The organism is Actinokineospora enzanensis DSM 44649, from assembly GCF_000374445.1.
GTDB classification, from domain to species: Bacteria; Actinomycetota; Actinomycetes; order Mycobacteriales; family Pseudonocardiaceae; genus Actinokineospora; species Actinokineospora enzanensis.
Genome location: NZ_KB894448.1, coordinates 1 through 12460, shown reverse-complemented (window position 1 = coordinate 12460; position 12460 = coordinate 1). Strand labels below are relative to the sequence as shown.

The 12460-nt window shown below is 71.4% G+C and carries 15 protein-coding genes; 12 read left to right on the top strand and 3 right to left on the bottom strand.

Annotation, left to right across the window (positions count from 1 at the left end):
• The first annotated feature begins 18 nt into the window (after nucleotides 1–18).
• The 4 genes from C503_RS0133815 (at nucleotide 19) to C503_RS0133800 (ending at nucleotide 3522) form a co-directional block, all read left to right on the top strand.
• Nucleotides 19–699, top strand: coding sequence for a hypothetical protein (locus C503_RS0133815; RefSeq protein WP_018686656.1), 681 nt, complete (start codon nucleotides 19–21; stop codon nucleotides 697–699).
• Between the two features lie 106 nt (nucleotides 700–805).
• Nucleotides 806–1666 carry a hypothetical protein gene (locus tag C503_RS0133810; RefSeq protein ID WP_018686655.1) on the top strand — a complete coding sequence of 287 codons (861 nt, stop codon included), beginning with the start codon at nucleotides 806–808 and terminating at the stop codon, nucleotides 1664–1666.
• Between the two features lie 129 nt (nucleotides 1667–1795).
• The gene (locus C503_RS0133805; protein ID WP_018686654.1) at nucleotides 1796–2425 is read left to right on the top strand and encodes an HNH endonuclease family protein; all 630 of its coding nucleotides are present in this window, start codon (nucleotides 1796–1798) and stop codon (nucleotides 2423–2425) included.
• Nucleotides 2426–2535: 110 nt separating this feature from the next.
• Nucleotides 2536–3522 carry a hypothetical protein gene (locus C503_RS0133800; RefSeq protein ID WP_156893697.1) on the top strand — a complete coding sequence of 329 codons (987 nt, stop codon included), beginning with the start codon at nucleotides 2536–2538 and terminating at the stop codon, nucleotides 3520–3522.
• Between the two features lie 189 nt (nucleotides 3523–3711).
• Here C503_RS0133800 and C503_RS0133795 read toward each other — a convergent pair whose 3' ends face one another.
• Nucleotides 3712–4122, bottom strand: a complete 411-nt coding sequence (locus C503_RS0133795; protein ID WP_018686653.1) for a DUF3151 domain-containing protein — start codon at nucleotides 4120–4122, stop codon at nucleotides 3712–3714.
• A gap of 109 nt (nucleotides 4123–4231) precedes the next feature.
• Here C503_RS0133795 and C503_RS0133790 point away from each other — a divergent pair, with 109 nt between their 5' ends.
• Complete coding sequence (locus C503_RS0133790) at nucleotides 4232–5377, top strand: hypothetical protein (RefSeq protein WP_018686652.1); 1146 nt, start codon at nucleotides 4232–4234, stop codon at nucleotides 5375–5377.
• A gap of 55 nt (nucleotides 5378–5432) precedes the next feature.
• On the opposite strand, the gene fbaA is transcribed toward C503_RS0133790, so the two are convergent.
• Nucleotides 5433–6467: a class II fructose-bisphosphate aldolase gene (gene fbaA, locus C503_RS0133785; protein ID WP_018686651.1), complete on the bottom strand. Its 1035-nt coding sequence runs from the start codon at nucleotides 6465–6467 to the stop codon at nucleotides 5433–5435.
• An 84-nt stretch (nucleotides 6468–6551) separates the two neighbouring features.
• On the opposite strand from fbaA, the gene C503_RS0133780 reads away from it, so the two are divergent.
• The 3 genes from C503_RS0133780 (at nucleotide 6552) to C503_RS0133770 (ending at nucleotide 8925) form a co-directional block, all read left to right on the top strand.
• Nucleotides 6552–6836, top strand: a complete 285-nt coding sequence (locus C503_RS0133780) for a DUF427 domain-containing protein (RefSeq protein ID WP_018686650.1) — start codon at nucleotides 6552–6554, stop codon at nucleotides 6834–6836.
• Nucleotides 6837–6932: 96 nt separating this feature from the next.
• On the top strand, nucleotides 6933–7874 hold the full coding sequence (locus C503_RS0133775) for an aldo/keto reductase (RefSeq protein ID WP_018686649.1): 942 nt from the start codon (nucleotides 6933–6935) through the stop codon (nucleotides 7872–7874).
• Between the two features lie 121 nt (nucleotides 7875–7995).
• Complete coding sequence (locus C503_RS0133770; protein ID WP_018686648.1) at nucleotides 7996–8925, top strand: short-chain dehydrogenase/reductase; 930 nt, start codon at nucleotides 7996–7998, stop codon at nucleotides 8923–8925.
• 13 nt (nucleotides 8926–8938) lie between these two features.
• On the opposite strand, the gene C503_RS0133765 is transcribed toward C503_RS0133770, so the two are convergent.
• Nucleotides 8939–9220, bottom strand: a complete 282-nt coding sequence (locus tag C503_RS0133765; protein WP_018686647.1) for a YciI family protein — start codon at nucleotides 9218–9220, stop codon at nucleotides 8939–8941.
• 77 nt (nucleotides 9221–9297) lie between these two features.
• Between C503_RS0133765 and C503_RS0133760 the strand changes: the two genes are divergently transcribed.
• From C503_RS0133760 to C503_RS0133745, 4 genes are all read left to right on the top strand, one after another.
• Nucleotides 9298–9921, top strand: a complete 624-nt coding sequence (locus C503_RS0133760) for a SigE family RNA polymerase sigma factor (protein ID WP_018686646.1) — start codon at nucleotides 9298–9300, stop codon at nucleotides 9919–9921.
• 101 nt (nucleotides 9922–10022) lie between these two features.
• The gene (gene nagA / locus C503_RS0133755) at nucleotides 10023–11165 is read left to right on the top strand and encodes an N-acetylglucosamine-6-phosphate deacetylase (RefSeq protein WP_018686645.1); all 1143 of its coding nucleotides are present in this window, start codon (nucleotides 10023–10025) and stop codon (nucleotides 11163–11165) included.
• Nucleotides 11166–11174: 9 nt separating this feature from the next.
• Nucleotides 11175–11438: a hypothetical protein gene (locus tag C503_RS0133750; RefSeq protein WP_018686644.1), complete on the top strand. Its 264-nt coding sequence runs from the start codon at nucleotides 11175–11177 to the stop codon at nucleotides 11436–11438.
• A gap of 86 nt (nucleotides 11439–11524) precedes the next feature.
• Nucleotides 11525–12187, top strand: a complete 663-nt coding sequence (locus tag C503_RS0133745; protein ID WP_018686643.1) for a VTT domain-containing protein — start codon at nucleotides 11525–11527, stop codon at nucleotides 12185–12187.
• The last annotated feature ends 273 nt before the right edge of the window (nucleotides 12188–12460 follow it).

Below are 12460 nucleotides of genomic sequence, written 5' to 3'. Positions count from 1 at the left end.
CTAGACCAGGAGACAGCAGTGAGCGCACTCGTGCTGGCCTGCGGAAACGCGGCCGCCACCGGCCGCCCGGCAACGCTCACCGAGCGTGACGGGCTGGACTGGCGAGAGCTGCCAGCGACGCCCGGCCGCGCGGAGCTGGACCCGCTGCTCAAGGCGGCCGACGGGCGTCGGGTGGTGGTGCTGGGCGGGGACGCCGACCTGGCCGCGGTGGTGCTGCGCCTGATGCGCCTCGATCGGCTGGCCGACACGCCGATCGGTTACGTGCCGGTGGAACCGCGGGCCTCGGCCGTGCCCGCGCTGTGGGGGCTGCCCGCCGACCGGGAGCGGCTGGCGGAGACCGCGCTGCGCGGCGAGGTCGACCCGTTCCCGCTCATCCGCGACGACGCGGGCGGGGTGCTGGTCGGGCTCGGCGTGGTCGACCAGCCGCAGGGCGTGGCCTACTGCGATGACACGACCGTGTTGCGCGGGCGGGCGAAGCGGATCGAGGTCACCCCGGACCCGGACGGCGGCGCGGGTCTGGTGGTCCGCGTGGTGCGCGGTGGCCTGCTGGGCAAGCGGATCACGACCGAGGCGGGGCGGGCGTTCCAGATCGGCTGTATCCGGACCCGGCTGGTGCGCGACGGCGAGGTCAAGGACGCGGCGAAGTGGACCTGGTACCGTCACACCGAGGATCTGCGCGTGGCCCGCGGCTTGGTGTGACAGCCCGTGCACTGCCGTTGACCGGATGGGCAACAACGGTGTCGTCGGACGGGTGTTTCGCGCGCTACTACCGGTGATCACGCATCGACGACACCGGAGGTTTGTTGTGCGCAAGTGGGCGATGGCGGCCGTGCTCGCGGTCGGCGTGGGCGCGGTGGTGGCCGTGCCGAGCGCGACGGCGGCGTCCGCGCGGACCGACACGATCTCGTCCGACCGCGCGACCGTGCGGGAGTACCCGGGCAGGCTCGTGCTGGCGAACGCGGTCAAGGACGACCGGGTGGAGGTGACCGCGTACTGCGGCCAGTGGGCGCGCATCAAGGTCTCGACCGCGCACGCGATGGCGACGCCGGTGGGCTGGGTCCTGCGCGGCAACCTGCGCAACGCGGCGAAGGCAGGCGGCCTCGACGGCGTGCCCGAGCGCTGCGGCACCGACGGCGACCGCTGGCGCGACTGGGTGGGCGCGATCAACGCCCCGTTCCACTCGCTGCGCAAGGCGACCGTGGACGAGCACACCGGCTGGCGGCGGATCACCTTCGGCACCGGCGTCAGGCTCGCCGCTGGCGCGGACTGCACACCGTCGCTGAACTACACGCGACGGGACAACGCACCGGACGTGGTCGACGCGGCACAACGCGTGTCCGGTCTTGACCTGAACAAGGTGTCCTTCCGGTACGTGACCCAGGACGGCTCGGTGGCGCTGGTCAGCGCGCCCAGGACAGGTACCGACTACGGCGTGTGGACGTTCGTGCCCGCGTCCTGCGTGCAGCCGAAGGGCCGCGCGACCGTCTACTTCGACGAGCCGGTGGTGCAGCTGCGCAGCCTATCCGGGTTGAAGACCGGGGTCGGTTACTCGGACGCGTCGATCCGCGCCCGGGGCTGCTCGGCGGCGGTGAAGAGCCCGACCCAGCCCGCTTTCGGGTACTGGCCGGACCCGGAGCAGGCGAACCGTCCGGGGTGCCCGGTCTGAGGCGGACCTTTTCACTGGCCGTTATCGACTCGTCACCCTACGGTGAGGCGGACGCCACGTTCGGCCACCACGGTGAACAACGCACCACGTCCGCCGCCCATTGGTGAAACTTTCCCACAGGAGAAGGACATGTCCCGCAAGACACGCGCCCTCGGCGCGTTAGTCCTGTCCGTCGTCGCGACCCTCGGCCTGGCCACCGCGGCCGACGCGACCCCGCCCGGCATCCCGAGCGCGACGACCGCCCGATCCGAGCTGTCCGGCCTGACCGTCCGCGCGGACGGCTCGATGACCGGCTACTCCCGGGACAAGTTCCCGCACTGGATCACCATCTCGGGCGCCTGCGACACCCGCGAGACCGTGCTCAAGCGGGACGGCACCGGCGTGGCCACGAACTCGTCCTGCGCGGCCACCTCGGGCTCCTGGTACAGCCCGTACGACGGCGCCACCTGGTCCGCCGCATCCGATGTGGACATCGACCACGTCGTCCCGCTGGCCGCCGCATGGCGCTCCGGCGCGTCCTCATGGACCACCGCCCAGCGGCAGGCGTTCGCCAACGACCTGAGCCACCCGCAGCTGATCGCGGTGACCGACAACGTCAACCAGGCCAAGGGCGACAAGAGCCCGGAGAGCTGGAAGCCGCCGCTGACCGGCTACTGGTGCACCTACGCCCGGATGTGGACGCACGTGAAGTACACCTACAGCCTGTCGGTCAACTCTTCGGAGAAGGCGGCGCTGTCGTCCATGTTGGATCGCTGCTGACCCGATCTCCCCGGTGAATCACGGTTAGGTAATGGCCGGTGTTGCGGCTAGGCTCCGCCCGTTTTGCTCTGCGGGCGGAGCCGCGCCCGTTTCACCACTGGGGAGTGGGCGTGTCGCTCGAACCAACCGATCCGTCGGATCTGTCCAACCATCCCGACCTGGCCGACCGCGGCTGGCAGGCCGAGGCCACCCGGCAGGCGCTGCGCGACCACCGCCGGGATGGCGGTCCGCGCGGCCGGAAGCCGAAGTCCCGCCGGGAGCCGGGGGCGCCGCGGGGGATGCGGGTCAAGGTGCTGTCCGCGCTGCTCGCGGCCGGGGTCGCAGGTCTGTCGATCTACCTGTACTCACGCGACCACCAGAACGAGGTCGGGATCGCCGGTCTCCAGCCACAGGCCTCGATCGACGTCGCCCGGCCGTTCGCGAACACGCCAGCCGACGCCTGGAGCGACGGCGCCGCCGGGATCGTGGCCCCCGCCGCCGAGCCGGTCGGCGCCTACACCGCCGAGCAGGTGGCGGCGGCGTATGAGCACACCCGCACCGCGCTGGTCACCGCGTACCTGGACCGCGACGTGATCGAGAAGCACGACTTCGAGAAGTACGTGCGCCTGATGAGCCCCGGCTCCCAGGCCGCCCTGCGCGACGAGGCCAAGGACCCGCGCAAGACCGCGGTGATCGTGGCCCGCATCGACCAGCAGTACCCGCTGCTCCCGGTCGACCCGAAGGTCAACGGGAAGATGTGGGCCGAGGTCGACCAGGAGTCGGGTGCGCTGGCGGTGCACACCAACTACGTGGTCGCCTACGCCTTCGCCATCCCCGACCCGGGCGACGCGCACGACCCGATGGAGATCGTCGCCGTCTCCCGGTCGGAGGTGGCGTACCTGCACTACCTGGGCGACAAGTGGGAACCCGCCGACCAGGGCATGGTCGCGGGCGATGGCAGCGGCTACAACTACTCGATCTCCTGCGCGGCGATGGCCCGCGGCGAGCTCGCCCCCGCCTACGCCGAGCCCGCGCGGTTCTCGGACGGCGATCGGGACCGGTCGGGCAAGAGCTACTTCGACCCGAACACCCCGATGCCGCAGGACAGCAACTGCTAGTCGGGCACAACCCGAGTTTCAAGATCGACGCCGGTTAGGCTCCGTCCGTCACCACGGGCGGAGCCTCGCCCGTTCGCGAACGCACCTACCACGACCTGGGGCGACGGCGCCGTCGGGATCGTCGCCCCCGCCGCAGAACCCGTACGAGCAGCCCTGCCCGTGAGGCAGCGTCCCCCGCGGCAGCGGGGATCAGACCAGGCCGAGCGCGGTGGGTGCGGCCGGGTCGGACTCGGCGAGGAAGGTCGAGCAGCGCTCGTACTCCTCGGTGTCGTCGATGGTCCTGGCGGCCTGGGCGAGCGCGGCCAGCGCGCGCAGGAAGCCCTGGTTGGGGCGGTGCGACCAGGGGACCGGGCCGAAGCCCTTCCAGCCGGAGCGGCGCAGCTGGTCGAGCCCGCGGTGGTAGCCGGTGCGCGCGTAGGCGTAGGCGGCGATCGGGTCACCCGCGGTCAGGGCGCGTTCGGCGAGCGCGGCCCAGGCCTCGCTGAAGTCCGGCCACCGGCGGGCGACCTCGGCCGGGTCGGTGCCGTCGGCCAGCGCGGCCTGCGGTTCGGCGCGGTCGGGCAGCAGGGTCGGGTCGGGGCCGAGCAGGTTTCCGGTCATGCCGCCATCCTGCCGCACGCGGCGGTCCGCACCCTCGGGTGACCATCCGGTTACCGACGCGTAGGCCGGATCTACCCGGCCTTCCGGTCACCCCGGCACGGCAGGGATGATGGCCCGCGTGAGTGAGGCGACGGTCGAGGTCAGGGGCCCGGTCAACCAGTTCCGCACGTTCTTCCGGGAGCACTGGGTCCGGGGCGCGGCGGGCACCGAGACCCCGGAGTGGGTGTGGCGGTTCGCCTACCGCACCTGGGTGCTGGCCCTGGTGTTCAAGCTGCTCGGCTCGTCCTGGGACGAGTCGTGGCACTTCAAGTTCCTGCGCGACGATCTCGCCCCGCCGCACCTGATCAACACCGTGGGCACCGGGATCGCGATCGTGCTGGTGGCGATCCACACCTTCACCGGGATGGCCGCGACCCGCCGGTCGCTGCGGCTGCTGCAGTCCGGGCTGGCCGTGTTCCTGATCGCCGCGCCGCTGGACGTGATCAACCACCGGGTCAACGGTCTGGACCTGACCGCGTGGAGCCCCTCGCACGCCCTGCTCTACGCGGGCACCGCGCTGATGATCGCCGGGCTGATCGACGGCTGGTACGCCGCCGGGCCGCGCGGTCGCGGGTGGACGGTCATGCTCGGCGCGCTGTGGGTGTTCTTCCTGGAGAACACCGTTTTCCCCAACGGGCAACAGGAGTACGGCGCGTTGGAGATGCGGTCCTGCCTGCCGAACGGCGTGCTGACCCCGGACAGTTGTTACGCCGAACGGGAGTTGCTGGAGTTCGCCGCGAACCAGATCGGCCGACCGGTCGACTACGCCGCCATCGAGCACTTCGCGCTGCCGATCCCGCCGTGGGTGTATCCGTTGTGGGGCATCGGGGTCGGCGCGCTGGTCCTGGTCCTCGCGGCCAAGACGGTGAAGCACCCGTGGGCGGCCACGATGATCGCGGGCGCCTACGTCGCCTACCGCGCGGTGGTCTGGCCGCTGCTGGTGGCGGCCGATTTCCCGCCCTCGGCCGTGCCGTTCTACCTGCTGTTCGTCGGCCTCGCCATCGACCTGGTCCGCCGCGCGAAGCTGTCGTCCATCCCGGAGCTCCTCGCTACCGCAGCTGCCGCGGTGGCGATCGGCTATGCCGCGCTCTACCTACAGGACCGCATGCTCGCCGCCCCGCCCACCGCCTGGTGGTCGGCCCCGATCGCGCTGGTCGGCGTCGCGGCCATCTGGTTCGCCGCCCGCCCGGTACAGCGCCGGTTCTCCGTGCGCTGAACCGAAAACGGCCCTCTCACCGGGTAGGTGAGAGGGCCGCCCGAATACCGGATCATCAGCCCGCGATCATGCGGCCCGCCGACTTCAGGTGCTCGCACGCCTGGGTGATGCGGGTGGCCATGGCCTGCTCCGCCGCCTTCAGGTAGCTGCGCGGGTCGTAGACCTTCTTGTTGCCCACCTCGCCGTCGATCTTCAGCACACCGTCGTAGTTGGCGAACATGTGCGCGACGATCGGCCGGGTGAAGGCGTACTGGGTGTCCGTGTCGATGTTCATCTTGATCACGCCGTAGGACACCGCCTCGTGGATCTCCTCAAGCAGCGAGCCGGACCCGCCGTGGAAGACCAGGTCGAACGGCTTCGCGCCGTCGGCGAGGCCGAGCTTCTGCGCCACCACGTCCTGGCCCTGCTTGAGGATCTCCGGGCGCAGCTTGACGTTGCCCGGCTTGTACACGCCGTGCACGTTGCCGAAGGTCGCGGCCAGCAGGTAGCGGCCCTTCTCCCCGGTGCCCAGCACGTCCACGGTCTTCAGGTAGTCCTCGGCCGAGGTGTACAGCTTGTCGTTGATCTCGTTGGCGACGCCGTCCTCCTCGCCGCCGACCACGCCGACCTCGATCTCCAGCACGATCCGCGCGGCCGCGGCCTTGGCCAGCAGGTCGGCGGCGATCTGCAGGTTCTCGTCCATCGGCACGGCCGAGCCGTCCCACATGTGCGACTGGAACAGCGGGTTGGCGCCCGAGTTCACCCGCTCCTGGCTGATCGCGATCAGCGGCCGGACGAAGCCGTCCAGCTTGTCCTTCGGGCAGTGGTCGGTGTGCAGCGCCACGTTCACCGGGTACTTGGCCGCCACGACGTGCGCGAACTCGGCCAGCCCCACCGCCCCGGTGACCATGTCCTTGACCTTGGTGCCGGAGGCGAACTCGGCGCCGCCGGTGGAGACCTGGATGATGCCGTCGCTCTCGGCTTCGGCGAACCCGCGCAGCGCGGCGTTCAGGGTCTCCGACGAGGTCACGTTGATGGCGGGGTAAGCGAACTCGTTCGCCTTGGCCCGGTCCAGCATCTCCGCGTAGACCTCGGGTGTGGCGATGGGCATCGGTGCTCCTCCTCGGGGTGGCCTGCGCCGTTCTGGCGCATCCTACGAGCAGCGGGGCGGCAGCGTGTTGGGCAGACTGGGGGTATGGCGACCGCTACCTGGAATGGCGAGATCATCGCGGAGAGCGACGACACCGTCGTCGTCGAGGGCAACCACTACTTTCCCATCGAATCGGTGCACCAACAGTTCCTGCGCCCGTCCGAGACCACTACCGAATGTCCCTGGAAGGGCACGGCGAGCTACTACACCCTGCACGTCGCGGGCGAGGACAACGCCGACGCCGTGTGGTTCTACCCGAACCCCAAGCCGGAGGCGGCCGAGATCCGCGGCCACGTGGCCTTCTGGCACGGCGTCGACGTGGTCGCGTGACGTCCGCCCGCCACCCGGTGTGACCGGGCGGCCCGGTTGTGCGCACTGCCCGGTTATTTCGTACTGAGTCGAACCACGGCCCACTAGGTTCGTCGCATGACGACCATCGGCAGTACCGACCTCGACGTGTACCCGCTGAACCTCGGCGGCAACGTGTTCGGCTGGACCGCGGACCGGGCCGCCTCGTTCGCCGTGCTGGACGCGTACGCGGCGGCGGGCGGGAACTTCCTGGACACCGCGGACGGCTACTCGCAGTGGGTCGAGGGCAACTCGGGCGGCGAGTCCGAGACGATCATCGGCGAGTGGCTGGCCGCGCGGGGCAACCGCGACCGGATCGTGGTGGCGACCAAGGTGGGGTCCAAGACCGGCCTCGCCGACCTGTCCGCGGCCACGATCCGGACCGCCGCCGAGGACTCGCTCAAGCGGCTCGGCACCGACTACATCGACCTGTACTACGCGCATTTCGACCATGATCTCGACGTCCCGGTCGAGGAGACCGTGGCCGCGTTCGACGAGCTCGTGCGCGAGGGCAAGGTCCGCTACGTGGCGGCCTCGAACCTCTCGCCCACCCGGATCGCCGACTCGCTGGCGTTCGCCGACCGCGAGGGGCTGGCCCGGTATGTGGCGTTGCAGCCGCACTACAACCTGGTCGAGCGGGCCAAGTACGAGACCGAGTACGCCGAGCTGGCCGAGCGGGAGAACCTGGGCGTGCTGCCCTACTTCGCGCTGGCGATGGGCTTCCTGACCGGCAAGTACCGGGACGGGACCGGGCCGGGTGACAGCCCCCGCGCGGGCGGCGCGGCCAAGTACCTGGACGACCGGGGCCGCCGGGTGCTGGCGGTGCTGGACGAGGTCGCGGCCGCGCACTCGACCACCGTCGCCACCGTCTCGCTGGCCTGGCTGACCACCCGGCCGAACGTGGTGGCCCCGCTCGCCAGCGCGCGCACGCCGGAGCAGCTGGCCGACCTGCTGCCCGCCGCCACACTGGCCATGACCGCCGACGAGGTGGCCGCGTTGACCGCCGCGTCCGATCTCTAGAAACCCGCTCCGAGCAGCCCGGATGCCGGTCCGACGTGCGTCGGACCGGCATTCCTTTTATGTGTTACTCGCGGTAGCTTACTCTCGGTAGGTTGGGGACGGACGGCACCGGGAGGCACCCATGGGCGTGACGAACCTGCTGGCCCGCGAGCGGGATGTGCGTGGACAGGTCGTGCTGATCACCGGCGCCGCCCGCGGGCTCGGTGCGGGCCTGGCCAGGCGGCTGGCCTACCGGGGCGCCAAGGTGGCCCTGGTCGGGCTGGAGCCCGCCGAGCTGGCCAGGGTGGCCGCCGAGTGCGGGCCGGACGCGGCCGTGTTCGAGGCCGACGTCACCGACTGGGCCGCGCTGGAGCGGGCCACCGCGGGCGTGGTCGAGCGGTTCGGCGGGATCGACGTCGTGGTGGCCAACGCGGGCATCGCCGCCGCCGGTTTCATCCGGTCCGTCGACCCGGCCGCCTTCGAGCGGACCCTGGAGGTCGACCTGCTCGGCGTCTGGCGGACCGTCCGGGTGACCCTCCCGCACGTGATCGACCGCCGCGGCTACGTGCTGGTGGTCTCCTCGCTGGCCGCGATCACGCACGCGCCTGCGATGGCCGCCTACGCCGCGGCCAAGGCGGGCGCGGAGGCGTTCGCGAACTGCCTGCGCGCGGAGATCCGACACCTGGGTGTGCGGGTCGGCGTGGCGCACCCGTCCTGGATCGCCACGGACATGGTCGGCGGCGCGGACGAGCACCCGGTGTTCGGACCGCTGCGCACCGCCATGCCCGGTCCGATCGGCAGGACCCACCCGGTGCCGCTGGCCCTGGACGCCTTGGAGCGCGGAGTACTCCGACGCGACCGGGCCGTGCACGTGCCCGGCTGGGTCGGTCTGCTCAAACTGGTGCGCGCGTTCCTGCCGCCGGTCGTCGAGATCGGCGGGCGGGTGCGCGGCAACCTGATCGCCAAGGCGGACCGGGCCGCGCTGGCCGATATCGCCGCCCGGGGCGCCGCCGCGTCCTCACGCCCGGTCGGCGCGGGCGGTGCGGCGGCGATGAGCGAACCCCGGGGGTAGTTCGACGCTCGGACTACTCGGCGCCCGCGCCCATCACGATCGTCCACTCGCGAATGACGCGCTCCGCCGCCACCGCCTCAGTGGTGTACGGGTCGACGGCCAGGATCCCGTCCAGCTCGGCCCGGTCGGCCGCCTTGATGATCACGAACCCGCCCGCCCCGTCGGCCCACGGGCCTGCCGCCAGCACCTGTCCGGAGTCGACCATCGGGCGCAGGTAGTCGCGGTGCGCGGGCCGCACCCGCTGGAGCAGGTCGGCGTCGGCGGTGTAGCGGGTGTCCACGGTGAACCAGGTCATGCGGCAGATGATCCCAGGGTGGTCACCTGCCGGTCGTTGCGGTATGCCCGGGGATGGCAGCCCGGTAAGGTTCGCCTGTGGCAGGGGATGGCATCAACCCAGGTGAGTACACGGCGGCGCCGGGTGGCGCCCCGGGCGCGGCGGAGCGCACCGTCGAGCAGACGTTGACCCGGTTGCGGGCGATCGACACCAAGAGCGCGCCGCCCGCGCGGCCGGAGGCGCCGCTGACCCTCGAAGACCTGTACCGCACGCACCGGATGCGGTTGATCCGGCTGGCGCTGCTGCTGGTCGACGAGCCCGCGACGGCGGAGGACGTGGTGCAGGAGGCCTTCACCGGTCTGCACCGGAACTGGGGCGGGCTGCGCGACGCGGCCGCCGCCCTGGGCTACCTGCGGACGGCGGTGGTGAACGGCTCGCGGAGCGTGCTGCGCAGGCGCAAGACCGCGCGCGAGTACACGCCACCGCACGCGGTCAACGCGCGCTCGGCGGAGAGCTTGGCCATGCTGACCGCGGAACACCAGAGCGTGGTGCGCGCGCTGTCGCAGCTGCCGCCGCGCCAACGCGAGGTGTTGGTGCTGCGCTACTACGGCAACCTCACCGAGGCGGAGATCGCCGAGGCGGCCGGGATCTCCAAGGGAACGGTCAAATCCACCGCGAGCCGGGCCCTTGAGGCGCTGCAGAAGATCATGAACACGCCGTAGGGGTACTCCTACTGGGCGAAGTTGGTTTAGACCATTGCGGTATAGACCAATACACTGCCACTGTGCACTGTCGCGTGCACAGACGCTCGGAGGACCAGCACATGGCAGGACGGCTCATCACAGGGGGCAAACTCGTCACCGCGGACGGCGTGGTCGACGACGGCTGGCTGCTCGTCGAGGACGGCTACATCGCCGCCGTCGGCACGGGTGAGCGTCCGCGCGCCGACGAGACGGTGGACGCTCGGGGCCACTGGGTGGTCCCCGGTTTCATCGACATCCACTGCCACGGCGGCGGTGGCGAGCCGTTCATGACCACCGACCCCGCCCGCGCCCGCGTCGCGTTCAACACGCACGCGCGTCGCGGCACCACCACGCTGCTGGCCAGCCTGGTCTCCCGGCCGGTGCCCGAGCTGGTCGACCAGATCTCCGCGCTGCGTGAGCTGGTCGAGGAGGGCCTGCTCGCGGGCGTGCACCTGGAGGGCCCGTTCCTCTCGGCCGCCCGCTGCGGCGCGCACGACCCGGCGATCCTGCGCGCCCCCGACCGCGACTCGGTCGGCACGCTGCTACGCGCGGGCAAGGGCGCGGTCCGCATGGTCACCCTCGCCCCGGAGCTGGAGGGCTCGGTCGAGGCCGTGCGCCAGCTGGTCGACGGCGGGTCCATCGCCGCGGTCGGGCACACCGACGCGCTGGCGGACCAGGTGCTGCCCGCGGTCGACGCGGGCGCCACGGTGGCCACCCACCTGTTCAACGGCATGCGCCCGCTGCACCACCGCGAGCCCGGCCCGATCGGCGCGCTGCTCGACGACGAGCGGGTCACCGTCGAGCTGATCTGTGACCTGGTGCACCTGCACCCCACCGTGGTGCGGCTGGCCGCCCGGCACGCCGGTCTCGGCCGGACCGTGCTGGTCACCGACGCCATCGCGGCCGCTGGCGCGGGCGACGGCAGCTACGACATCGGCGGCCTTGAGGTCGAGGTGCGCGGCGGCGTGCCCACCCTGGTCGGCGGCAGCTCCGCGCTGGCGGGCAGCACGCTCACCATGGACGTGGCCTTCCGCAACCTGGTGCAGGGCTGCGGCCTGTCCGTGCAGGAGGCGGTGGCGGCCACCTCAAGCAGGCCTGCCGCGCTGCTCGGCCTGGCGGACACCACCGGCAAGCTGGCCAAGGGGTTGGCGGCGGACCTGGTGCTGTTGGACGGCGACCTGCAGGTCGACTCGGTCATGCGAAGAGGCAACTGGGTGGGTTAACGTCGCGGCATGACCGCGGCCGATCCGGAGCGCCTGCTCGCCGACGCCCTCCGCGCGCAGGCCGCCCGGACGCCACTGTCCGAACCGCCACGACCACCGAGTGTCACCGTCGAGGTCGAGGGCGTCACGGGTTCCGGGGGACACGCCGTGCCGGGGACGACGACCCCCACCGACCAGGACCTGCCGCCGCGAGCGTGGTGGGTCCTGGGGCTGGCGCTGCTGCTCGGCCTGGCCGCAGGCTGCCTGGTCGGGTTCCTGACGCTGCTGGTCTGACCCGGTCTCTCGACAGCCGACATGACGGACGGTCACCCGCAAACCCGGCACAGGATCGCCACAGGTGGCCCCTGTACCTTGACCGCGTGCGCGCCGACCACCCCGTGACCATGGCCTTGCTGCCCAGCTGGCTGGACCCCGAGGTCATCCTCGACAGCCTGGGCCCCTCGCTGCTGCCGATCCTCTGCCTGATCATCTTCGCGGAGTGCGGCCTGCTGCTCGGCTTCTTCCTGCCCGGCGACTCGCTGCTGTTCACCGCGGGCCTGTTCGCCACGCTGGACAAGCTCAGCGCGCCGCTGTGGCTGGTCCTGGTGCTGCTGACGGTGTGCGCGTTCGTCGGCAACGTGGTGGGCTACTTCATCGGCGCCAAGGTCGGCCCGGCGCTGTTCGACAAGCCCGACTCCAGGCTGTTCAAGCGGGAGCACGTCGACAAGACACACGCCTTCTTCGAGAAGTACGGCCCGCGCGCCATCGTGCTCGCCCGGTTCGTGCCGATCGTGCGCACGTTCATCACGGCCATCGCGGGCGTTGGCCAGATGGACCGCAAGAAGTTCTTCACCTACTCGGCCGTCGGCGCGGTCCTGTGGGTCAACGGCGTCACACTGCTCGGCGCGGTGCTCGGCAAGATCGAGTTCATCCACAAGAACCTCGAAGCCATGCTGGTCCTGATCGTGCTGATCTCGGTCATCCCGATCATCATCGAGATGCTCAAGGCCCGCGCCGAGCGCAGGCGCGAGACCAACCGCTGAGCGGTTAGGCGCTGTCCGGTAAGTCTGGTGCGCGGGATTCGTGATCCGCGTGGTCTCTGGGCGTGCGGGCGGGAAGCCGCACGTACCGGGTTGTACTTGGGCTTTCCGCCCGTGCGGCCAGAGGCCGCGCGGGCGCGGATAGCGCGTGCCGGACTTGCAGGACAGCGCCTACGCCGCCGCCCAGATCTGGTGCGCGGCGGTGACCGCGGCCGCCTGGTAGGGCGGCAGCAGCCGACCCTCCACCATCACCTCGACCGGCCACTTCTCCTGCCG

Coding starts and splice junctions, on each gene's coding strand:
- C503_RS0133805 (WP_018686654.1), top strand. CDS start 1,796: ATGTCCCGCAAGACACGCGCCCTCGGCGCGTTAGTCCTGTCCGTCGTC.
- C503_RS0133795 (WP_018686653.1), bottom strand. CDS start 4,122: ATGACCGGAAACCTGCTCGGCCCCGACCCGACCCTGCTGCCCGACCGC.
- C503_RS0133790 (WP_018686652.1), top strand. CDS start 4,232: ATGGCCCGCGTGAGTGAGGCGACGGTCGAGGTCAGGGGCCCGGTCAAC.
- fbaA (WP_018686651.1), bottom strand. CDS start 6,467: ATGCCCATCGCCACACCCGAGGTCTACGCGGAGATGCTGGACCGGGCC.
- C503_RS0133780 (WP_018686650.1), top strand. CDS start 6,552: ATGGCGACCGCTACCTGGAATGGCGAGATCATCGCGGAGAGCGACGAC.
- C503_RS0133775 (WP_018686649.1), top strand. CDS start 6,933: ATGACGACCATCGGCAGTACCGACCTCGACGTGTACCCGCTGAACCTC.
- C503_RS0133770 (WP_018686648.1), top strand. CDS start 7,996: ATGGGCGTGACGAACCTGCTGGCCCGCGAGCGGGATGTGCGTGGACAG.
- C503_RS0133765 (WP_018686647.1), bottom strand. CDS start 9,220: ATGACCTGGTTCACCGTGGACACCCGCTACACCGCCGACGCCGACCTG.
- nagA (WP_018686645.1), top strand. CDS start 10,023: ATGGCAGGACGGCTCATCACAGGGGGCAAACTCGTCACCGCGGACGGC.
- C503_RS0133750 (WP_018686644.1), top strand. CDS start 11,175: ATGACCGCGGCCGATCCGGAGCGCCTGCTCGCCGACGCCCTCCGCGCG.